This is a genomic window from Photobacterium carnosum, assembly GCF_021236965.1.
Classification (GTDB): Bacteria; Pseudomonadota; Gammaproteobacteria; order Enterobacterales; family Vibrionaceae; genus Photobacterium; species Photobacterium carnosum.
Map to the genome: position 1 here is coordinate 49,438 of NZ_WMDN01000009.1, position 23,363 is coordinate 72,800.

Annotated in this window: 22 protein-coding genes; 10 read left to right on the top strand and 12 right to left on the bottom strand. The window is 35.4% G+C overall.

Features of this window, described 5'->3' with window-relative positions; translation table 11 throughout:
* Nucleotides 1-6 precede the first annotated feature (6 nt).
* Nucleotides 7-522, bottom strand: coding sequence for an NlpC/P60 family protein (locus GLP24_RS10375; RefSeq protein ID WP_232615968.1), 516 nt, complete (start codon nucleotides 520-522; stop codon nucleotides 7-9).
* A 508-nt stretch (nucleotides 523-1,030) separates the two neighbouring features.
* Nucleotides 1,031-1,384 carry a DUF2750 domain-containing protein gene (locus GLP24_RS10380; RefSeq protein WP_101767974.1) on the bottom strand — a complete coding sequence of 118 codons (354 nt, stop codon included), beginning with the start codon at nucleotides 1,382-1,384 and terminating at the stop codon, nucleotides 1,031-1,033.
* A 340-nt stretch (nucleotides 1,385-1,724) separates the two neighbouring features.
* On the opposite strand from GLP24_RS10380, the gene rarD reads away from it, so the two are divergent.
* Nucleotides 1,725-2,630 (top strand): EamA family transporter RarD, encoded by a 906-nt coding sequence (gene rarD / locus GLP24_RS10385; protein ID WP_101767973.1) that lies wholly within the window; start codon nucleotides 1,725-1,727, stop codon nucleotides 2,628-2,630.
* A gap of 79 nt (nucleotides 2,631-2,709) precedes the next feature.
* Nucleotides 2,710-3,093, top strand: coding sequence for a nucleotide pyrophosphohydrolase (locus tag GLP24_RS10390; RefSeq protein ID WP_232615969.1), 384 nt, complete (start codon nucleotides 2,710-2,712; stop codon nucleotides 3,091-3,093).
* 65 nt (nucleotides 3,094-3,158) lie between these two features.
* Here the strand turns inward: GLP24_RS10390 and GLP24_RS10395 are convergent, their stop codons facing one another.
* The 4 genes from GLP24_RS10395 to nrdD all read right to left on the bottom strand — a co-directional run bounded on the left by GLP24_RS10395 (nucleotide 3,159) and on the right by nrdD (nucleotide 8,710).
* Nucleotides 3,159-3,422 (bottom strand): DUF2960 family protein, encoded by a 264-nt coding sequence (locus tag GLP24_RS10395; RefSeq protein ID WP_045028813.1) that lies wholly within the window; start codon nucleotides 3,420-3,422, stop codon nucleotides 3,159-3,161.
* Nucleotides 3,423-3,522: 100 nt separating this feature from the next.
* The gene (locus tag GLP24_RS10400; protein WP_232615970.1) at nucleotides 3,523-5,577 is read right to left on the bottom strand and encodes an EAL domain-containing protein; all 2,055 of its coding nucleotides are present in this window, start codon (nucleotides 5,575-5,577) and stop codon (nucleotides 3,523-3,525) included.
* Nucleotides 5,578-5,881: 304 nt separating this feature from the next.
* On the bottom strand, nucleotides 5,882-6,355 hold the full coding sequence (gene nrdG, locus GLP24_RS10405; RefSeq protein ID WP_101767970.1) for an anaerobic ribonucleoside-triphosphate reductase-activating protein: 474 nt from the start codon (nucleotides 6,353-6,355) through the stop codon (nucleotides 5,882-5,884).
* A gap of 219 nt (nucleotides 6,356-6,574) precedes the next feature.
* Nucleotides 6,575-8,710 carry an anaerobic ribonucleoside-triphosphate reductase gene (nrdD, locus tag GLP24_RS10410; protein ID WP_101767969.1) on the bottom strand — a complete coding sequence of 712 codons (2,136 nt, stop codon included), beginning with the start codon at nucleotides 8,708-8,710 and terminating at the stop codon, nucleotides 6,575-6,577.
* Between the two features lie 320 nt (nucleotides 8,711-9,030).
* Between nrdD and GLP24_RS10415 the strand changes: the two genes are divergently transcribed.
* The gene (locus tag GLP24_RS10415) at nucleotides 9,031-10,137 is read left to right on the top strand and encodes a GGDEF domain-containing protein (protein ID WP_101767968.1); all 1,107 of its coding nucleotides are present in this window, start codon (nucleotides 9,031-9,033) and stop codon (nucleotides 10,135-10,137) included.
* A gap of 229 nt (nucleotides 10,138-10,366) precedes the next feature.
* Nucleotides 10,367-11,206: an endonuclease/exonuclease/phosphatase family protein gene (locus GLP24_RS10420; protein WP_232615971.1), complete on the top strand. Its 840-nt coding sequence runs from the start codon at nucleotides 10,367-10,369 to the stop codon at nucleotides 11,204-11,206.
* On the opposite strand, the gene GLP24_RS10425 is transcribed toward GLP24_RS10420, so the two are convergent.
* Nucleotides 11,207-12,553, bottom strand: coding sequence for a sigma-54-dependent transcriptional regulator (locus tag GLP24_RS10425; RefSeq protein WP_101767966.1), 1,347 nt, complete (start codon nucleotides 12,551-12,553; stop codon nucleotides 11,207-11,209). It abuts the gene before it with no gap.
* Between the two features lie 411 nt (nucleotides 12,554-12,964).
* Here GLP24_RS10425 and GLP24_RS10430 point away from each other — a divergent pair, with 411 nt between their 5' ends.
* Both GLP24_RS10430 and GLP24_RS10435 read left to right on the top strand, forming a co-directional pair.
* Entirely contained in the window at nucleotides 12,965-13,357 is a 393-nt protein-coding gene (locus GLP24_RS10430) for a DUF2750 domain-containing protein (RefSeq protein ID WP_101767965.1), read from the top strand.
* A gap of 67 nt (nucleotides 13,358-13,424) precedes the next feature.
* A complete protein-coding gene (locus GLP24_RS10435; protein ID WP_221942882.1) occupies nucleotides 13,425-13,784 on the top strand; it encodes a HopJ type III effector protein in 360 nt (119 codons plus the stop codon).
* Between the two features lie 55 nt (nucleotides 13,785-13,839).
* Here GLP24_RS10435 and GLP24_RS10440 read toward each other — a convergent pair whose 3' ends face one another.
* Entirely contained in the window at nucleotides 13,840-14,169 is a 330-nt protein-coding gene (locus tag GLP24_RS10440) for a hypothetical protein (protein WP_101767963.1), read from the bottom strand.
* 339 nt (nucleotides 14,170-14,508) lie between these two features.
* On the opposite strand from GLP24_RS10440, the gene GLP24_RS10445 reads away from it, so the two are divergent.
* Entirely contained in the window at nucleotides 14,509-15,288 is a 780-nt protein-coding gene (locus GLP24_RS10445) for a RelA/SpoT domain-containing protein (protein WP_101767962.1), read from the top strand.
* A gap of 166 nt (nucleotides 15,289-15,454) precedes the next feature.
* Here GLP24_RS10445 and GLP24_RS10450 read toward each other — a convergent pair whose 3' ends face one another.
* Nucleotides 15,455-15,703 carry a GlsB/YeaQ/YmgE family stress response membrane protein gene (locus GLP24_RS10450; protein WP_101767961.1) on the bottom strand — a complete coding sequence of 83 codons (249 nt, stop codon included), beginning with the start codon at nucleotides 15,701-15,703 and terminating at the stop codon, nucleotides 15,455-15,457.
* A 240-nt stretch (nucleotides 15,704-15,943) separates the two neighbouring features.
* On the opposite strand from GLP24_RS10450, the gene yjjG reads away from it, so the two are divergent.
* From yjjG to brnQ (GLP24_RS10465), 3 genes are all read left to right on the top strand, one after another.
* On the top strand, nucleotides 15,944-16,621 hold the full coding sequence (yjjG, locus tag GLP24_RS10455) for a pyrimidine 5'-nucleotidase (protein WP_232615972.1): 678 nt from the start codon (nucleotides 15,944-15,946) through the stop codon (nucleotides 16,619-16,621).
* Nucleotides 16,622-17,005: 384 nt separating this feature from the next.
* A complete protein-coding gene (gene brnQ, locus GLP24_RS10460) occupies nucleotides 17,006-18,325 on the top strand; it encodes a branched-chain amino acid transport system II carrier protein (RefSeq protein WP_101767959.1) in 1,320 nt (439 codons plus the stop codon).
* A gap of 583 nt (nucleotides 18,326-18,908) precedes the next feature.
* Nucleotides 18,909-20,243 carry a branched-chain amino acid transport system II carrier protein gene (brnQ, locus tag GLP24_RS10465; protein WP_232615973.1) on the top strand — a complete coding sequence of 445 codons (1,335 nt, stop codon included), beginning with the start codon at nucleotides 18,909-18,911 and terminating at the stop codon, nucleotides 20,241-20,243.
* A gap of 139 nt (nucleotides 20,244-20,382) precedes the next feature.
* Here brnQ (GLP24_RS10465) and GLP24_RS10470 read toward each other — a convergent pair whose 3' ends face one another.
* From GLP24_RS10470 to GLP24_RS10480, 3 genes are all read right to left on the bottom strand, one after another.
* Nucleotides 20,383-20,559 carry an ATPase gene (locus tag GLP24_RS10470; protein ID WP_045040131.1) on the bottom strand — a complete coding sequence of 59 codons (177 nt, stop codon included), beginning with the start codon at nucleotides 20,557-20,559 and terminating at the stop codon, nucleotides 20,383-20,385.
* A 96-nt stretch (nucleotides 20,560-20,655) separates the two neighbouring features.
* Nucleotides 20,656-22,359: a phospho-sugar mutase gene (locus tag GLP24_RS10475; RefSeq protein WP_232579300.1), complete on the bottom strand. Its 1,704-nt coding sequence runs from the start codon at nucleotides 22,357-22,359 to the stop codon at nucleotides 20,656-20,658.
* Nucleotides 22,360-22,688: 329 nt separating this feature from the next.
* Nucleotides 22,689-23,210, bottom strand: a complete 522-nt coding sequence (locus GLP24_RS10480; RefSeq protein ID WP_232615974.1) for a DUF2058 domain-containing protein — start codon at nucleotides 23,208-23,210, stop codon at nucleotides 22,689-22,691.
* Nucleotides 23,211-23,363 lie beyond the last annotated feature (153 nt).

Genomic DNA, 23,363 nt, shown 5'->3' on the forward strand with positions numbered 1-23,363 from the left:
TTCTTTTTAGTATTTATCTAAGCGGCGTATTTGCCAAAAATGGCGTTTCCAATATGGATTATCTAATCGAGATATAATAACGCCTTTAGATTGTGATGCGTGTAAGAACTTTAAATTACCTAAATAAATCCCTACATGACGTGAATTACGTCCGGTCCTAAAAAAGACTAAGTCTCCTTCTTTAGCATTATTCCGTTTAACTTGTTTACCTTTTTTAACTAATTCTAAGGTTGTTCGAGGTAGTAATTTTTGATAAACACTAGAATACCCGACCTGAACAAACGCCGAACAATCTATGCCTTTTTTAGACGAACCACCATAACGATATGGTGTACCTTTCCAATTATGGTAAACCCCATCAAATATATTCTTATGGATGGGTAATGTTTGTGCAACATTATGCTTAGGTGTGGATATTAGCGCTTTTACAGTATTTACGGTATTAGTAGCGTCTGCTGGCGGTGATGAACATCCTGCCATTGATAATAAAGCTAATAAAATTAATATCGCTTTTTTTGTCATTAATCCATTCTTCACAATTTATCCTGCAATCATTCAGTGGCGATAAATATATTCAATACAATTAACTAAATATTATAGCTACATTCATCATATTAACGTAAGCAGTAACTAATAACTGTGGCATTGATTCAATTGTTCTATATATTATTATCTATATCCTTCTGATCATACATGAAGAATTATACTATTCAAGAATATAACTAAAACAACATATGACTAAATGACTAAATGACTTATATTCTCAAAGGAGAAACAAAAAAGCTCACACTATCGTGCAAGCTAGAAATAATATAGTAGAAGAAATAAATATAATGAAACGTCATTTTTTATTAATCTAGATATTTTAAGACTAAATGCGAAATTATTATATTTACCATTAATAATGGTTAGAAATAATTTACACTATCCTGTAATTATATTTATTATCAAGAACATAAAAAACCCCATGAAAATAAGAAAAAAATTCATTATTAATCACAGGGTCAGTATTTTATAATATATAAAACAATTATAGGTAAAGTTTAGCCACATCTGAAGGTTCTAATTCAGCACCTTCAAGTGATTCATTCCAGTTTAAACCAACTAAAACACCGTCTTCTACTAGCGTGATCATCCAATCTTCAAGAAAAATATCTAATGGTAATTCACTTGGTTGGAACTCAGACCATTCATCAGCACATTGCACTTTAGCATCTGCTTCATTTGACCAAAATGGCATCACTTCAGAGTCTTCAAATTCAGAAGAGGCAACAGATAACCAATCACCCTCTTCGTTACGAAGGCTCCAAACAACGTTGGTTGCTTGTGTTTCTGTTACGAACAAAGCTTTATTTGCTTGGATATCTGCAGTTAATTTAGTCATTATTTTCTCTCAATTAAAGTGCCATAATATGGCTTTATCGGTTAAATATATCAACCTTTATCCTACCTAGATATTTTATCAAAAAAACACCTTTGCAGCATTATTATTTAGTCATTGTTCTTATATAGTATTTAGAAGAAATTAACAGTATTGATCAATATTTTTCTTCACTGCATATGTTGACTTATAAAAATTCAGTGACAAAATGTCAACGAATGTTATCACTTTACACCAGGATGGTATCTTAGGCCTGAGCGCCATTTTGATCATTCATCACTATCGCTTCTCAATATTGCAATGATATTGAGGCAACAACTACTTTTTATTCTTAGGTGTTAACATGCAATCACGTCGTGCAGGTAATATACTAGCGGCATTTTCATTCATTCTTTGGGGAGTATTACCGCTCTATTACCAATACTTGCCTCAAGCTAATACTAATGAATTACTTGCATTAAGGCTTATTTTCTCTGTACCTGTGATGTTAATTGTCATGGTATTACTTCGACAACCTATTCCCGCAATCAAAAATATTCTTGCTGATAAAAAATCATTGGCAATGTGTGGTTTTGCTGGCGTTATAATGAGCGTTTCTTGGTATGCATTTACATGGGCAATCACTCATGGCGAAGTATTAGCCGCAAGTTTAGGCTATTTTATCAACCCATTATTTGCAATCGCATTAGCCATGTTTTTCCTAAAAGAAAGACTCACTAAGGCACAGGTTATTGCTGTTATCCTTGCTATTTTAGGCATTGGATATCAGGTATGGCAATACGGGCAATTGCCATGGCTATCATTAATTATGGGTAGTTTTTTTGCTATCTATGGCTTAACTAAAAAATATATTAAATATGATGCACTCACCTCTGTAACAATTGAAGCTGCCATCCTTACTCCTTTTGCTCTCATTTATATGATATGGCTTTATTTCAGTGGTGATAGTGTTGCGCTAACTTCTGGCACCACCACCTTTTTACTTTATGCAGGGGCCGCACCAGTGACTGTTGCACCATTGATATTCTTTGCTTTAGCACTCAATCGTACCAGTCTTACGATGGTGGGTTTAATGCAATATATTGAGCCGAGCTTACAGTTTTTACTGGCCGTATTTTTATTTGGCGAAATCTTTGATCAAACTAAAGCCATTAGTTTTGGTCTGATTTGGTTAGGTTTAATCTTCTGTACAATTGAAGCACTGCCCGCTATGTTTCGTCGCAAAAAAAATATACTTATAAGTCATTAACCAATAAATAGCCTTTCGATCATATTATTCCGCCATCGTTAGGCTAGTCTTTCTTTCCTTCAATTCTTTAGGGAATACCATGCTAACCACAACAATATCTGTTGAAACCCCGTCAAATGAAATTAAACAACTCCAACAGGCATTAGCAGAATTTGCACATCAGCGTAACTGGGATCAATTTCATACCCCTAAGAACCTTGCTATGGCCTTAAGCGGTGAAGTCGGTGAATTACTAGAGATATTCCAATGGCTAACACCAGAACAAAGCCAACAGTTATCACCAGAAAAGAAACAACATGCCAGTGAAGAGATTGCTGATGTGATGATGTATTTACTTCGATTAGCGGATAAGTGTGATATTAATGTCATGCAGGCTTGCCAAGAAAAGATACAACAAAATGCGGAAAAATACCCGATAAGTAAATGTTATGGCTCTGCTAAAAAATATAATGAATTGAATTAACGTTATTGGATATGAATAAGGCAACAATAAAAAAGCTGACTTAACGTCAGCTTTTTATGAATATTTTATTTTTCACCGACACCGCGGTTTTCTTTCTTCGCAAGTGCTATTTTACCAAAGCCTAACTTACGGAAATAACTATCACGGTATTCTCGTCCCGCTTTACTACACGTTGATACTGCTTCAACCTGTTGTTCCATCTTTAAAAAGGCCGTTAAATCAATACCTTCAGCAGCCGCTACCGCTTCATGAATGTTACGGTGTATATCAAAAGAGAAAATTAGCTGCTTTTCTTCTTCTTTGTAGGTATAAACAATAGTACGTGACATAACGTCCCCAATAGAGCACAAAAGGAGAGCGAATTTACCGTATAAGCGCTCAAGATGGAAGTAGAACCGTCTTTACGATAACGATTTACTTTATAGCGCCTTAATTATCAGCAACTTCACACTGTTTCGACTTTAATAGGCCACGCTGAAATAATTCATTTTCAGCCATAGGCTTATAAAAATAAAAACCTTGAATATAACGCACACCGAGTGAGGCAATAAAATCTAGCTCTTGTTGTTTTTCCACGCCTTCGACAATAATATCCGCTTGCGTTATTTTCCCTAATTGCACTGCGATTTTAAATAATTCTTTTCCGCGTTGACTATCAATATTTAATACTAATGAGCGATCGATCTTAACTTTATCAAACTCAAATCGTGATAAATATGCTAATGATGAATACCCTGTTCCAAAATCATCTAAAGCGATAGAAATACCTAACGTTTGTAATTCTGTCATTATTTTAGCAACTTTATCTTCATCTAAAATCAATAACTCTTCTGTAAACTCTAACTCTACATGATGAAAAGACAACGAACTATTATTAATCCGTTCTATTACAATGCTAGCGAAATTTTTTAACAAAATCGTGTCGGGGGATATGTTAATTGATATTTTGAACTTAGGATTAATAATAATGAATTTTTCAGCGGCTTTTATTGCATTATCCAATACCCACAAATCTAATTCAGGCATTAACCCTAATTGATTAAAATCAGAAATAAATGTTGGTGGTAATATTTCCCCTTGATGATTCCTAAAACGAATTAAAGCTTCACAACCAACAATACAATTATTTTCAATATCAACCTGAGGTTGATAATAAAGAATAAATTCACCATCACCCTGCAATTTTTCAATTTTCTTCTGAGCACGAAGATTATTATGTAACGATGGAATAAAACTAGTTAATCGTGTTTTAGATTCAATTTCATCACTGGTAAATAAACGATTTGAAAATATATCTGAAACTCCAATGCCTAAACTACGCTTATCCATCAACTTAAAAAATGGTAAATAAATAACAATACCAATTAACACTAATAATAGTTGCAAAACAGCACCAGAGATTGCACCACCTGTCGCCATATAACCACTTAAAAACGGTGGCATTAACCAACTATGAACCTCACTTAAAGGGGGAACCAGACCTACATACATAGCGCCATAGGCTATAATAAAACTTACGCTCGGCACTAATAAGAAAGGAATAATCATAATCGGATTAAAAATAACAGGAATACCGTATAAAATAGGCTCGTTAACATTAAATAAACACAATATTAATGCCGTCTTAGCTAATAACTTATACCCTTTACTCTTTGCAAAGAACAACATACAGAGAACCAAACTCAGCATGTTTCCGCTACCACCAATACCTGTGAAAAAATCATAGAAATTAGTACTTAAAATATTTAAATTAATACCAAAATTATGCCATTCAGTAATATTTACCAAAGTAATATTATAAAGATCAGTTTTATAGGAATGTAATATATGATGGCCATTAATACCTATTGCCCAAAATAAACCCCGTAACACTTCATAAATTAAGCCATCGATAAATGATGTTGGATCTAAACGTGGAATAAACGACCAAGGAATTAACGATGATAATTGTTCAAATATTTTACGAAAGAAAAAACTTATAGATAACGCTATTGATATAGTAACAATTGATCCCGCCAACATACTCATCGATATATCGATAAATGACTGATCCGTTTTCCCTTTAAATAGTCTTATTTTTCTTAATTTAGCAATAACTTCACAAGAAATATACGCTGTCAGTAATGACATTGGAAAACTATTAGGAAGAGGAATTAACGGTGAGATTAAATCCCATTGATAAGAAATAATAAAAAATACAGTTAATGACGTAGCAATCACAATACCTTTTGGTATACGTTTTACTGCTGACAAATAAGTAGCAAGGTAAAAGTTAACCAATATAGGGATCATGACTCTTGTCGTTTGGCCGACATAATGAACCGTTTGTCCAAAATCACTAAAATCAAAATAATCACAAAATAACGCTATCAACTCACAAAAGGTTGATATCAATACCAATGGTAACGCCATTAAAAAAACGTTTGAGACTGCGACAAGATACTTATTAACGGATAACTGCGACATCCTTGTAAACATTGGCATTATATTTTCTGCTTTAAAAGCATTATATTCAATAAGTTAAATATAATGCTTTTTTGATCAGGAGCCAATAATTTTCATCTCAAAATCAAGGTTCAACCATCAAAAATAAAAAATATTCGAGGTTGATTTTTAGCTTCATTTAGCCTTGATCAAAATCCCACCACTATTCAATATGTTTTCCCATAGTTATACACAGAAACAGTGGATAAGTTCATTGAGAAAACATAAAATCATATTATTGCAACAAAAATAAATCAAAAAATGACATTTAAAGTACAATTATTGGAAAATTTATTAGCTGTTTCTAGTTATCAAGATTTAAATAATGAATAATTTGATTTTCACTGCCTTTCCATACCAAAGAAGGATTTCGTTGTTCTTGTTCATATTTACCATCAATCATCACATCAATGATGTCAGCGACCTGCTGCTGTTCAACAGTAAGTTCTGATAATAAATACCCGCTCCATAGCCAGATATCTTTACCTGCACATTCTTGACGTACTCGCTTCACCAATTTCAAAACGGCTGCTACATTTTGAGGATGTAATGGATCACCACCAGATAAAGACAAGCCACGACGTTTAATTCGCGTATCGTTAAGATCGTTAATGAGCTTATCTTCCATCTCTTGCGTAAACGGATGACCCGCATCTAAACGCCATGTGCTTTGGTTATAACAGCCTTTACACTGATGAACACAACCAGCAACAAATAAGCTTACACGCGTGCCTGGGCCATTAACGATATCTACAGGGTAGTAATTATGGTAATTCATATCTAATAACTTATATCAAAAAAACGGAGCACCTATAGTGCTCCATTATATTAAATGATATTGATAGTTGAATTTATCAAGATCATAGGACCAATAATATTCATATCAATATTAAAAGAATTTTCAACATTGAAAGAATTTGATGAAAGCATTGGAACAAAAACAGAAAGAACTAGAATTAACTTTTTAAACTTATTCATAACTGTATTCCCCCAATAATTACATATGCTTAACGCGACGCTTAACTTCTTCTTGTTTACCGAAGTTAAACGGACGTGCATCTGGGCTGCCTAAATAACCACATACACGGCGAGTCACAGAAACACGAGAAGGCTCATGGTTACCACATTTAGGACACGTAAAGCCTTTACTAGTACAGTCGAACTCACCAGTAAAGCCACAGTCATAACACTCATCAATCGGTGTGTTAGTCCCGTAATAAGGAACGCGGGTGTAACTGTAATCCCACACGTTTTCTAATGCTTCAAGGTTATGCTGAATATTTGGGTATTCACCGTAACAAATAAAGCCACCATTCGCGATATCAGGGTATGCCATCTCAAAGTCAATTTTATCGTATGGATTAACTTTTTTCTCAACATCCAAATGGAAGCTATTGGTATAGAAACCACGATCTGTTACACCAGCAACAACGCCAAATTCTTTAGTATCAATAGCACAGAAACGGCTACATAAATTTTCACTTGGTGTGCTGTAAAGACTAAAGCCATAACCTGACTCTTCTTTCCATGCATCTGTCGCATCACGTAAACGTTGAACAATAGCAACCGCTTTTTCACGTAAGATTTCACTGTCATAAACGTGAGTCTCATTGCCATATAACGCATTTACTGTTTCATGAATACCAATGTATCCTAATGAAATCGATGCACGACCATTTTTGAAGATTTCAGATACATCATCATCTTCTTTTAAGCGTACGCCACACGCGCCTTCCATATAAAGGATAGGAGCCACACGTGCTTTCACACCATTTAAACGTGTAATACGTGTATCTAACGCACGGCGAGATAATGCTAAACGCTCATCTAAAATCTCAAAGAAACGGGCTTCATCACCTTTCGCTTCTAACGCAATACGTGGCAAGTTGATACTTACTACACCAAGGTTATTTCGACCTTCATGAATAATTTTACCATTTTCTTCATAAGGAGCAAGGAAGCTACGACAACCCATTGGTGTTTTAAACGAACCCGTTACTTCAACTAACTTGTCATAGTTTAGAATATCAGGGTACATACGTTTAGATGCACATTCTAACGCAAGCTGCTTAATGTCGTAGTTAGCATCATCTTGTTTAAGGTTCAAGCCATCTTTAATCGCAAAAACAAGCTTAGGGAATACCGCTGTTTTATGATTTTTGCCTAAACCTGCAATACGGTTTTTAAGAATAGATTGTTGAATTAAACGCGATTCCCACGATGTACCTAAACCAAAGCCGAATGTTACAAAAGGAGTTTGGCCGTTTGCAGTGTGTAATGTGTTTACTTCATATTCTAATGATTGGAATGCGTCATAACATTCTTTTTCAATACGCGCTTGTGCAAAAGCAATAGGATCAGCAATACCCCATTCTGTTGCAACTTCTAAATGCTTAGAATAACTGACCGTAACATAAGGTGCTAACACTTCATCTATACGGTTAATCGTTGTACCACCATAAATATGGCTCGCAACTTGAGCAATAATTTGAGCCGTTACCGCGGTTGCCGTAGAAATTGATCTAGGCGTATCAATTTCAGCATTACCCATCTTAAAGCCATGCGTTAACATGCCATCAAGATCAATTAGCATACAGTTAAACATTGGGAAAAACGGTGAGTAATCTAAATCATGGTAGTGAATTTCACCATTTTCATGTGCTTTAACAATGTCACGAGGTAACAAATGTTGTGTTGCATAATGCTTAGCGACAATACCCGCAAGTAAATCACGTTGGGTTGGAATCACTTTACTGTCTTTATTTGCATTTTCATTTAACAATGAAGCATTGCTTTGCTCAATTAGGCCACGGATTTCATTATTTAGACGGCTTTTCTTTTCGCGAGAGATGTCTCGATCATGGCGATATTCGATATAAGCACGGGCAACAACCTTGTGTGGACCTGCCATAAGCTGTGTTTCTACCGCTTCTTGAATAGCGTGAATATCAACATTATCAGTACCGACAAATTGTGCTAATACGGCTTCAGCAACAGATACTGCGTAAGCCGCATCCATAGTCTGAGATTCAGAATCGCTGATAGAATTTGCTGCCCCAATAATGGCATCTTTAATGCGTAAAACATCAAAAGATACACGGCAACCGTCACGCTTAATTACTACAGGCTTCACACCAGGCTCCTAATCTAAGAAAAAATTACAGTGTCACATAACCACAAAATATAGTGTTCTATTTGTGTTCAGCAACAAGATGTGGGGTATTAAGCGCGATCTGGCGCAAAGAAACATTGATCGAGATCAATTTTTATAACGAGCAGTTTGTCTTGTGAACGATGATTATGAGCCGCCCCAAAATTTTGAATGTAAGCTTATTTGTAAAGTTCATTGTCAATAAATTTATTATCACATTCGACAAAAATTTAAAAAAAAACACTTGCCTTTCACGCAATACTTGAGACTATTCGATCCACAATAATTATGGATGTAACACAATGGATTTTTCATCATTCGATACACGCCTTGAGAACACAGTATATAAAAATCTACGCATTGGTTTCATTTGGGCATCTAAAATTTCTTTAATCACACTACTGCTAATAACCATTGTTATTTGGGTTGATTTTATACATACAAAAAATAGTAATTTATTACTAACCACAATAAATTTCGCCATTCAAGGGCTACTTTTCGCATCAAGCTGGCTGTTTTTTGTACACAACAAAACACTGCAACATTATAAAATTATTGCTGCTATTTATGCTTTACTCTTCGGAATAACATGGGGGGGGACTATTATTAACCTCAACAATTTAGGTCATGCTTATGTTATTGTCGAAATTATAGGCAACCTCTTATTTCTAGTTATACTACTTAGTTTTTATACGTATCGAATAGCCGTCTACCTTGCCATACTGCCAATCCTTATTTTTACTACTTGGTACAGCATTGAAGATCCTCGATTCAACTTACTCTTTTCATTTACAAAACTTGCGATTACCCTCATTATTATTGAATCAGGCCGACAACTACTCTTTAAATGGTTTACGACACGAATTACTCAAGAACATGATAATAAGCGCTTACTTAGTGAATTGGCGCAATTATCTTTTACCGATCAATTAACACAAATTAATAATCGTCGTTTTTTTGATTTTGCTATTGATAAACAAATTATTAATGCTAAGCATCACAATACCCCTCTCTCAATTATTTTAATTGATATTGATTATTTTAAACTTTTTAATGATACAAACGGGCATGTTAAAGGCGATATCTGTTTGAAATCTGTTGCGGTAACAATTAAGAATAGCTTATTAAGAAGTAACGACACAGTGTCTCGTTATGGTGGTGAGGAGTTTGTTGTATTATTGCCCAATACTGATATTCATGGAGCATGTCGTGTCGCTAAACGTATTCAACAAAATTTAGCAATACTTGCCATTAATCATTCAGCTTCTGATATTAGTCATTCTGTTACAGTCAGCCAAGGTATCGCTACATGGCAAACTAATCAACGACCAAATCAATTAATTAATAATGCAGATAGCCACCTCTATAACGCTAAAGAATTAGGCCGAAATCAATACTGTAGCGCATAAAAATGAAAAACGTAATGACACAATTACACTCAACTATAACGATGACAACATGATCACATTAATAAATTATAAATAGTCCATTTTTCAGTGAATATAAGGCACAGTCAGTATTAAGCTAATACTAATAACAAGACTAACTATGCCCTCTTTTTTTACTTGGATTCTACTATTCGTATCATTAACTGTGAGGAATAGCTACGCACAGCCTTTTACTTTGATGAGTTGGAATATGCAATGGTTATCAACAAAGCCCGCATCGCCAATTGCACGATCTACAGCTGATTATCATATTTTACAGCAACTATTTACGACTTATTCACCTGATATTCTTGCTTTCCAGGAAGTTGATAGTGCAGAGGCTTTATATCGTGTCATTAATAAACAGCAATATAAAATCTATCTTTCAGATCGTATTCATAATACTCAAGATAGCTTCACAAAAAACAATCAATATACTGGATTTGCCATTAGACGAAATATTATTGTCGATGATATTGCTGATTTATCACAATTGAGCTCACCAGCCATAGCTACGGGTATAACAATGCCATTTAGAAATAAATTGCGTTATGGAAGTGTTATTAAAGTCACAATGAATAAACAACCTATTCTATTACTCAATTTACATCTTAAATCAGGTTGTTTTACGGCTAAACAGCTATCAAAACATAAAAGTAAAGCCTGTAAAACATTAGCCCAACAACTAACCTTAGTTAAACAGTGGATTAATACTCAGCACCAAAAATCACGATCTTTTATTATTGTAGGTGATTTTAATCACCGGATTATTGATAAACAATCTTTCGTCAACAAAATCACAGATAATCCAACGATGATAAATCAATTATCATCGTCTATTAATGCTAATTGCACAGTTAAACTAACAACTACAATTCCCCGCTATCGCACCTATAAAAAACTAATTGATCACCTTTTTGCTACAACAAATATCAATGCTCTCAGCCAACATCAAATTAAATATGATAAACAACAACTTTCACAATTTACACTCAGCGATCACTGCCCGTTATTGTTTACACTGTCGATTGATCTGACAAAAAACATTTAATTACTCAGCAACATAACCACCATTATAATAACGTACATCAGGGATAATATTATGTTTATTAAGGAGACGATACATAGTTGCACGTGACACACCAAGATCTTTCGCAGCCGACGCAACTTGCCCTTTATGTGTTTCAAGCATTGTCACTAAAACACCTTTTTCAGCTTCATCTTTTATCGTTCGTAAACTTTGTTTATTACTACTTTTTTGGGGTAAATCAAAATGATCAAGACTAACTTCATTACAGTCATTTAATAGTGAAACTCGTTTTACTTGATTAATAAGTTCACGAACATTACCTGGCCAGTTATATCGCAGTAATAATTGCTTTGCATCTTCACTATAATGCATCACTCGCGAGCTATACTCTTTAGAAAATTGTTGTAAATAATATTCTGCTAATAAAATTATATCTGCTCCACGTTCTCTTAACGTAGGCACTGCAACATGAAATACATTTAATCGATAATAAAGCTCTTTATTAAATGTTTCTTTTTTTACCGCTTGCTCTAAATCGACACTTGATGATGCAATAACACGCACATCAAAATATTCTTGATCATTTAATTTTTCATTTTCTGGTTGTTGTAAATAATTAAGTAGCTTTAACTGTAATGGCTTAGATAGCTCTTCTACACTATTTAATAATACGGTGCCATTTTTGATAATATTATTATCATTTGTATCTTGAGAGGGATCTAAAAAACTTGCACGCTGATCGTCTTCAGCTAATGAAGAGCAATTAATAATAGTCATATCATCACTTCGACGTTTACTAAGATTATGAATTGTCTTAGCAATAAGTTCTTTTCCAACACCGTGTTCGCCACTCACTAAAACGTTAACATCCGTCATCGAAACGCGTTTCACCATATCTCTCAAATGCTTTATCGATTTAGATTCCCCATATAATCCAATTTCACATTGATGATTGGCATCAACTGAAGATGTCGATTCAATTTCCAACATTCCTAATTGATGACCAGCGGTATCTAATAATTGATTTGATGGTATCGGCGTAGAAAAGAAATCAACACAAAAATTATTTATAAATTGACAAATAGAATCAATTTTCAATTGTTCTTTTTTAATAATAGCGATCCATTTAACATGCTTGGTTTTATTTGCTCGTTGGGAAATACTATTTAAACTAAAATCATTATTACTTAAATCAACAATGCAGACACATGGGCTATATTCTTCTAGAATTGCATCCACCGTTCGTAAATCATAGCAACAATGTGTTTTCCAACCGGCTTGTTCTAATAGTGCAATCCAAGGTTCATAAGTACACCCAATGGCAACAAGACGTCCATTACTCTTCTTTTTATCATTTATAGCTACCATTAGAGTCACCTTTTAAGAAAATAGCCATGTTCGATTTATATTAAAAAATATAGGTAACATCTGCCTATTTTGCATTGTATAAATATTAAGAATTACCATAAAAATATACTATTTTAAAATAATTAATAATATAACTTCTCATATATTTGTTATATTTCATTATATTAAAAAAATATAGAGCAAAAAAAATCATATTATTTATTTGTCTTTTTTAAAAATAAATAAATAAATTTTTATCGTTTACTCTTTTTTTGTACACTTAAGCATTCATTAAAATACAATTATTTAGACATTTTTTTTATAAACTAAAATCATCTCAGCACAGAAAAAATCATGGATAACACAAGACGTTACCTTACTTTTGTTTTATCCTTGCCTAAAATAACAATACGTAAAAAATAGGACTACAGTATGTCTACTCCATTAGATGCCACGATGATTGAAACAATTCAGAGTTTTGACGCTGAAAAGCGCTACAAACACTTAGTAAAAGAAGTGGTTGCTAACCGTGAAATATGGATTCTTATCGATGAGCATGGGTGTGTTATGCTCAATACTGACGATGAAGATTGCGTTCCTGTTTGGCCTAATAAAGAATTTGCAGAGGCATGGGCAACAGGTGAATGGGAAACATGTAAAGCTGAAGCTATTTCATTAAATAAATGGCATAGCCGTTGGACTCATGGTTTAGAAGATGACGAACTAGCACTCGTTGTATTCCCTATTCCTGAACAAGAAGGTCTGGTTATTTATCCTGACGAACTTGATTATGAATTAAAGACATTAGCGAATAAACACCGCTAATTAAGTATTTTTCTATAGGCTAGCATTCATTTTGCTAGCCTTATTTCTATATCTGACAAGGAATATTATGGATACAATGATTAAACAAATTAAACACACCCCAAATAATATTAAATTTAACGATATTATTACCATTATTAATAACTGTTATCACTATCAGCCCACCCGTTTTACTAACGGTATCGCGCATAACACGATTATTAATCTTGCGGGCACTAACGAAGGATCATGTAAAATATTTGCATTTTCGCAACTACATCAGTTATCAAAAATGGAAACGTTAGCTTGTTTTGGTACTTTTTATCGTAATGATGTATTTCAACACCCACAGAATAATGATCATCAAAATATTCGCCAATTTATAAAATCAGGCTTGATTGGTATTCACTTTGACCACTTCCCACTCACTCGTAAGAAAGAAGAATAAAAACCACCGTATGATCTTATAATTTCAGTGATTTTTACTCTATTGTCGTATAACTCTACAACGGCTTTTTACAATGACTACACACTTGTGGCGGCTTCATAAAAAAAGGCGAGCGACTCGCCTGACCACAACTATCACAAAATTTTGTTGAGCGGATAGTTAGTAACGTTACAGGAATTAATAAAATCAATATTGAAATCATCCATGCGGTAGGTGGTTGCATAAAAATAATAAAACCACCAATGACAACATTACTAAACACCGTATAAATTGGCCATAAACGACGTTTTTTAGCCACATCATTACCGCGTTGGAATAACATCACACTGCCTACAGTTAAACCTAACCAAATAACAACGAAACCAATTAATAGATTTTCCTGCATCTTTTTTCCTTAAAAACATTTCTTATAGTATTCATAATAACCTCATTACTATGCCGCATTCTACGTCTATTTAGTATGGTCATTGATAATAAAGCCTGCATACAACATAAAAACTAATCTCATGATTGTCCGCTAATATGACTATATTTATAAATAATGTAAATAAACTGTAATAAATAATTCAAAAATATGAATATCAGCACAGTATTCAAGTCCCGTTCAAGGTAAAGTTACTAACATGTAAACAGATAGCACATTACAGCCACATACGCTCTTTTTGGTTATACCCGTTTTAGTATGTCTCGATATTGTAACTGCAATATCTTTAGGAGTTGTTTAATGAACATAAAATCTGTTTTACGTACAAGTTTTGTTCTTTTTTGTATGCTCAGCCGCACCGTTGTAGCAGCACCAGCGATCGCTCCCGCTTTTAATACCCATGACCAATCACAAACTCGTCAGACACAAGCTAGCCGTAAAGCTTTTCAACGTGACTTGAGTGGCTTATACAGCATTCAATCGTGGAGGGATGATAATCTACGCCAACCCTTTAATAATTTTGATGCACTGTATTTGGCATCAACTACCGCCCAAATCGAGTTACAAACATTACTACAAAGTGTTAGCTTGGCATCCGCCACAAATATTGTTATTCCAAAGATTAAATCAGCACAGCGTTCACAACAAAAAATCGCAACCGAATTGCAAGGCGAAACAGATAAGATCACCGATATAGCTCGAGGCTCAATTATTGCTAACGATATTCCAACGCTAGTTCAAGCTTATGAATTACTAGCAAAAGAAGCGACTATCGTTAGCGTAAAAAATCGCTTTAAAAATCCAACCCCATCAGGCTATCGTGATTTAAACGTATTAGTACGTTTACCTCATAGCCAAATTATTACTGAAGTTCAACTTCATTTAAATGAAATATCAACCATTAAAAATGGTCCAGAACATGATCTTTACGAAAAAATTCAACACATTGAACGTTTAGCGCAGCAACAACAACGTTCATTATCAGAATTTGAAGCAGCACAAATTAAGCAACTACGCCAACAATCACACCAGTTATACCAAACAGCATGGTTAGGTTACCTACAACCACAAGCGGCATAGCAATAAACGCCAATAAATAATAAAGCCCGTGACGATATTAATCAGTCGCGGGCTTGTTTTTATATTTAATCACAACTCACAACCATGCTATCTTCGACTCAAAAAAAAGCGAATCGTACAAAACGACTCGCTTTTAGTATAAATAACAACAGTAATAATATGATTATTAACGAATAAACTTATTATAAACAAACAATAAGATGAATGCGCCTAATGTAGCAGTAATAATGCTGCCTAGGTTTACACCGTCTGCATGACCTAGACCAATAAACTTACCGACAAAACCACCTACAAAAGCACCACCAATACCCAGTCCCATTGTTACAACCCAACCGCCGCCATCTTCACCAGGCATTAACCATTTAGCTAATGCACCAGCAATTAAACCCAAAATAATCCAAGATAAAATACCCATGTTTTTTCCCCAATTGACTAATTTTTCACTATTAAAAGAGATAATATGATTATGGTATAAGTAGACATATATCACACTATTAAGTTCAATAAAAATTATCTATCCATAGATATAACTCATAGGTCGTAGTAATTAATCGTGATTCTCTAGCTTGTACATCCTAACTTCAAGTAAACTACAATCTGCTCAGCAAGAGTGAATAAAATATAATCTCCACCCAATAAAAGAGAGTTATGTTTAATGAAGTACCAATGGATTTTATTTGATGCAGATGAAACCTTATTTCACTTTGATGCCTTTCGCGGCCTTCAACTGATGTTTTCTCGGCATAATGTTACCTTCACCAATACTGATTTCGAACAATATGAAGCCATTAATAGACCATTATGGGTTGATTATCAAAATGGGGAAATTTCAGCAACGGAATTACAGAATATTCGTTTTGAATCATGGGCAGTAACCCTTTCATTATCGACAGAACAACTAAATCATGATTTCTTAATGGTAATGGCTGATATTTGTACCCCATTAACAGGTGCAAAATCACTCCTTGATGCATTAAAGCCACAAACAAAACTAGGTATTATTACCAATGGCTTTACTGCACTTCAGGAAATGCGATTACAGCGTACCGGATTTAAAGATTTTTTTGATGTGCTTATCATTTCAGAACAAATAGGTGTCGCAAAACCTGATACTCGTATTTTTGATTATGCTTGCCAAAAAATGAACATAACTCAACGTCAGAATATTCTTATGGTTGGTGATAATCCTCAGTCTGATATTTTAGGTGGTATTAATGCAGGAATGGACACGTGTTGGCTTAATGTCGAACAAAAACCACAACCAGAAGGTATTAATCCTACTTATACCGTCTCTTCATTAGCTGAATTACAAGCATTATTACTTAGTGAGTAATATTCACCTCTTTTATAAACGACTGGATGCTGTTATATAATGACTATAATTCAGTTGTTTATATAGTATTCAGTTAATCAGTATTAAAAAAATAGTGTTTATTTCCTCATCATGCTTTACAAGCACCTCAATTCCGATTAAGTTTAAGCCTCATTTTTATGTAGAGCGTATAAGTTATGTCTCAAAACATTAACAACAATCAGGATGCTACAACTACAGCAACCTTATCGATTGCTTGTACGCTAAACTCTGTCGTCGTCGTCATTCTCTGACGCTGACGGTTAACTTATTCGTCAGTAACGCTGGCGGATATGAATTTCACTTCTAAATTATCTCTTCCAGCATACTGACTCAGATTGTTTTATTTGAATTAAGGTATGTCATTTGAAAAGAAAAGAACTTGCAGCCATTGGTTTTATGACCTTTGCATTATTTCTTGGTGCTGGTAACTTAATATTCCCCCCTCTAATGGCACAACAAGCAGGTGAAAACTGGCTTATCGCTATTGCTGGATTTTTACTCACAGCCGTTGGTTTGCCAGCATTAACGTTAGTTGTTCTGGGCCGTTTATCTTCTGCTGATAAATTAACAGCCGCATTACCAAAATGGATGGATCGCTCTTTTTGGTTCTTAGTACTCACCACACTTGGCCCTGCTTTTGTTTTACCTCGTGCTGTTACGGTTGCCTATGAGATGGGGATCAAACCTTTTTATTCAGGTAACGGATTAATGATCTTCTCCGCTGTTTTCTGTGCTCTTACATTAGTACTGGCTTTAAAACCGGGTAAGCTTGTTGATTATATTGGTAAAGTAATGACACCGGCATTGATTGCAATGTTAGCATTACTGGCTATCTCAGCTGTTATTAATCCATTAGGTACACCAACAGCAGCCATTGAAACCTACCGTCAAGCTCCGACTGTTAATGGTCTAATTCAAGGCTACATGACATTAGATGCTATTGCAGCTGTCGCTTTTGGTTGGGTTATTATTCAAACTATTCGTAATACCGGTGTGAAATGCAATAAAGCCATTTCTTACTACACTCTTCGTATCGCACTGATTTACGCATTTCTTATGTCACTTTGTTACCTTGCTATGGGATATTTAGGCGCTACATCTTCTGATATTGCACCACAAGCAACCAATGGTGGTGAAATTTTGACTCGTTATGCTGCAGGTGAGTTTGGAACATTAGGCCAACTATTATTAGCAACAATTACCTTAATGGCTTGTTTAACCACCACTGTAGGTCTAACCAATGCTAATGGTGAATATTATAAAAACACCTACGGCGTAAAATTTAAAATCAGTGCTACTGTCATTATGGTATTGACTGCAATTATTTCTAACGTTGGCTTGGAAACGATTATTCAAGTAAGCCTACCTGCTATTTTAATTTTATGTCCTATTTCAATATCATTAATTATTTCAACCTTTTTCATCCGTACTCACTCAACAGCAGAACAACGCCATATCTCTATCAGTCAGACTACGGTAGTGATTGTAGCTACATTATTTGGCAGTATTGATGCGCTAAATATTCTCGGGAAGCTACCAACAACAGTGATTCCTTTTGCTGAGCACTGGTTACCATTATTTAGTTCTCACGCATCTTGGTTAGTCCCTGTCGCCATCACTATTTTTATCAGTAAATTGTGTTCTCGTGAATATAAAAATCACGATAGCGTTGTAATAAGTTAATTTAAAATGACAAGGCTAGATAATTTCTAGCCTTGTCATTATTCTTTTATTACCCAACAATAAATAACTAACAACACAATCAATTGGTATTACCATCACCGCTAACAATAAACAGCCGAATAACGCTAACCAATTAATATTAAACGATTTAATCATATTATTTTCACAGCCATTAAAAATAAGTTGAAGAAAGTTATTTACAACACTAACTTTTCTTTATATTTTTAACCTGTAATTCACGTATTCATTTATAGAAGTTGTTAAATTATGCATTCAACACAGTTTGAACATAGAGCACAAAAACATTTAGCATCGACGATAGCGACTAACGCTTGGGTTGATGTGACTTCTATGACGACAAAAAAAACATCTCGAATTATTTCCGCTTTTATCCTAGTGATTATTCGCTAGGCTGGCGGACAAGCTTCCGTCAGCCATGCTGATGGAAGATAGTTTCAACTCTTCATATCTTCCTTTCAGCAATCCTGCGGAACCATTATTAAACGAAGAAACAGCAAAATAACACTTACACCGTTAAGTTATTAATTACTGTTCAATATTCACCACAATGCAGGTATAACATTTGAAAACACAAGACTTACTCGCTATTGGTCTAATGACCTTCGCCCTATTTCTAGGTGCTGGTAATCTGATCTTTCCCCCAGCAATGGGCTTAGATGCAGGTACATCATTAACTTCGGCTATGAGTGGCTTTTTAGTCACGGCTGTTGGCCTGCCTGCTTTCACTATTATTGTCCTTGGACGTATTGGCAGTACCAATAACCTCACAAAAGCACTGCCAAAATGGTTAGCCACAACTTTCTGGGTACTATTGTTCACTGCAATTGGCCCTGCGTTTGGTATGCCTCGAGCAGTTACCGTTGCTTATGAAATGGGATTAAAACCTTTTTTCAAAGCCGATCATCTGGTTGCTTTTTCTATTATCTTCTCAGCTTTAACGCTACTTTTAGCCTTTAAACCAGGCAACTTAGTCAGTTTCATCGGTAAAGTAATGACGCCTGCACTGATTTTACTTTTAGCAGGTTTAGGACTAGCCGCATTCTTTTCACCGCTTGGCTTACCAGCAGCCCCTTATGGTGACTATCAGCATAGCGCCGTGACCAGTGGTTTAATTCAAGGCTATATGACTATGGATGCTATCGCAGCCGTCGGTTTTGGTTGGGTTATTATTCAAGCGATTAAAGCTAAAGGTGTAATTTCACAAAAAGGCATTGCTAGTGTTTCATTTAAAGTCGCAATGATCTATTTTGTACTAATGGGCGGTTGTTATATTGCAATGGGATATGTTGGCGCAACATCAACCTCTATTGCAACCCATGGTATGAATGGCAGTGTGATCTTAACCCGTTATGTTGCGGGTGAATTTGGTGCTTATGGCCAATGGTTATTAGCCGCGATTATTATCATGGCATGTTTAACGACCACGGTAGGTTTAACCAATGCTTGTGCTGAATATTATCAGCAAACTTTCAAAGCTTCGTTTGGATTTACAGCAACAATTATTGTGGTATTAACCGGTATTATTGCTAATTTCGGCCTTAATGATATTTTAAAAATTAGTCTACCTGCGATCTTGGTCTTATGCCCAGTCGCAATTGCATTAGTCTTTGCCTCATTAACAGCTTCGGCTACTCATGTTTCGACCTTGACTCATACATCAGTATTAGTAACCGCAATGGTATTTGGTACTATTGATGCCGTTAGTATTCTAGGTAAAATGCCGACAGATCTTAATCAGTTCTTTAATGATGCATTACCGCTATATCAAGCGCATGCAAGTTGGTTATTGCCTACATTATTGATCTTATTTATGACAACAATAATGGGTCGTTTACCTATTGTTGCACGTAAATTCAACGTTGTTGATTACCGCCTTGATTCAGTAACAAACAATTAGTTCAACAAAGCATAGTAATAATTGGGGTTATTCCTACGAACGTTGAAGTGACTATTAATAAGACATAAAAAAAGCCTCTTACTGCTTCAATAAATGAAGAGCAGTAAGAGGCTTTTTATTACGCAAAGATCACATGATCTTATTCAGGTAAACGCTCACCTGTCATGAATGCGTGTAAAATTTCAGGGGTTAATTCACCCGCAGCTTCTAAACGCTTAAGCTCTGCCACAATTTTCTTTTGATCATCAATAGATGGAATCGGTAATTCTGGCTCTTTTTCATAATCATCAGGTAACGATATATTAAGATCGTGCATGGTAAACCCTTGGTTATCTAAAACAAATTAAAACTGCGGCGATTATACACTGAAAATCAACCCGAGGTCAGCTTTACCACATTGTCACGATTTGAATCACAACGATGCTTGATGCTGAGCAATTAATCGATCCATCATTTCCTGTGCACGAAGTTGAGCATGTTCAAATGTCTCTTCTTGGCTCATCGGCTCGACAACTTCATAATAACATTTCAATTTAGGTTCAGTACCTGAAGGACGCACCACAACACGTGCACCATCTTCTAAATGATAGATCAATACATCACTGATCGGTAAGTCAATCGCTTCCACAGAACCATCAGCAAACGTACGTAATGATGTTTTAAAATCTTCAGTACTACAAATAGCTAATCCTGCAATAGCGCGTGGTGGCATTGCACGTAATGAATCACCAATAGGAGCCGCGGTTGGATCAAGAGCAATACTGCGTTGAGCATTAATATATAAACCATATTCACGATAAATAGCTTCTAGCTGATCCCAAACTGTTTGCCCTTTCGCAGTAAGTTCTGCGGTTAATTGTGCAAAAGCCACTAATGCAGAGAGACCGTCTTTGTCCCATACCGTCGAACCAATGGTGTAACCTAAGGCTTCTTCGTAAGCAAATAGGAATTGATGATCATCAGTTTGGCGCTCCATGGCAACATTGGTTAACCATTTAAAACCTGTTAGCGTTTGATAATATTGTGCTCCAAGCGCTGTTGCAATTTTACCTAACAAGGTGGATGAAACAATCGTATTACCGACTAAACTAGCAGATGCTTGCGCATGATTAAGTAGATAATAACCAAATAATGTGCCGACTTGATCACCGGTTAACATTTGAAACTCACCGTCAGCACAACGTGCAGCAACAGCAAAACGATCAGCATCGGGATCATTTGCGCACGCTAAAATAGCCCCATGTTGTTTCGCTTCTGCGATCACAAGATCCATCGCACCCGGCTCTTCAGGATTAGGGAACTTAACGGTCGGAAAAGCACCATCAGGCTCTCGTTGCGCAGCAACACTATAAACATGAGTAAAACCTGCATCAGCAAGTAATGTTTCAGCCATCTCAGCACCCACACCATGCATCGCAGTATAAGCAAGGCTAATCGCTTGTGGATTATGATGATTATTTAATAATGGTGTCGAATTGATCGCTTGTCGGTAATCTTGATAATACGCATCATCTAACCAAACCAATAAACCGTTCGTTTCAGCTTCAGCTAAATCCATAAGATGTAATTCAGATTGGGTCGCTTTATCAATTTCAGCCGCAATACCAGCATCATGAGGCGGAATAATCTGCGCACCATTATTCCAATACACTTTAAAGCCATTATAGGCTGGCGGATTATGGCTAGCGGTAACAACAACAGCGGCAGCAGTATGTAAATGTTTAACGCCAAAAGCCACAATCGGGGTTGCAGCAACTTTGGTAGTGAGGTAAACCTTAATACCTTGAGCCGTTAACGCTGCCGCTGTGTCATGAGCAAACTGACGTGAATCTGGACGGCCATCATAACCAATGACGACGCCGTTATGAGCAGCGTTGCTATCTGTTCGAAGAAGATATTGACCAAGCCCTGTCGCTGTTTCTTGAATCACAAGTCGATTCATACGGTTCGGTCCAGCACCAACGATGCCACGTAAACCCGCGGTACCAAATGCTAATCGTCCATTAAAGCGATCGGCTAATTCTACAATCGCATTATCAGCAATTAGCTGTTGTAATTCTTGGCATGATTTAGGATCAGGGTCACGTTGCAACCAACGTGTTATTTCATTATTCATTATTATCATCCTGGTATGTTTATCATCATCACAACCCAATAGTAATGGCTGAACTATTCTGATATCGACAGACACTACTATCGTCCGTTTATTTATCATTACCATTACCGCAGTAATGCAAATGATAAATACTCTCATTAAAATATTCCCTATTGGATTAAATTACAACTCTCTTAACGTCGAATTTAATAAGCAAACGATCACTTTTATCCGTATGTATTACTATTTTTATACCTATCTTTAAAACAGTAATACCAAAAACATCCTCTCGCCAAATATTTTAGACAAAAAAAAAGCCTCAAAAGAGACTTTTCAATGTCACGTTATATTTACCACATCAAATCATCTGGAATAACAAAGTCTGCATATGGATCATCTTCATCAGCAATACTGTCATCAACCACATTATTAAGTACAATTGATTCTTGATCACGCATTGCAATTTTATCAGCAACGGTCGCGGGAATAACTTCATAACCATCAAGGTAGCGTGCAATCGCAAGACGACCATTAACAAGCTGCTTTTGCATTAACTTATCAACATAAATTTTCTTAACGGTAGTACCGTCAGTAAAGTTATAACCAATGTCGCCGTTATTACGATCTAAACGGTTCATTTCAATTAATTGTTTTACTTGTGAAATGAATGCTTTTTGCAATGCTTCTTCATCACGCTGACGGTTAAGAGCTTTATCTTTTTCAAGTTGAGAAACACGATTTTCCTCAACAGCAGCCTTTGCTTCTTTAGCTTGTGTGCGTGATTTTTTTGTTGTTTTGCCCGCTTTTTTTAGCTTTTTCTTATCAATAAGACCCGCTTTTAGCATTTGTTCTTGTAGGCTTAGCTTTGCCATTGAAACTCCATCAATTCTTCGTTGCTATAAGTGATTATGTCACTCATTGATTTATAACTGTCATTATCTCTGTTTGCTCTAAAACAGGTCAAGCGTTGTCATAATAATTCTTATCGATAATAATCAATAAACCACCATCATACACAATAGACT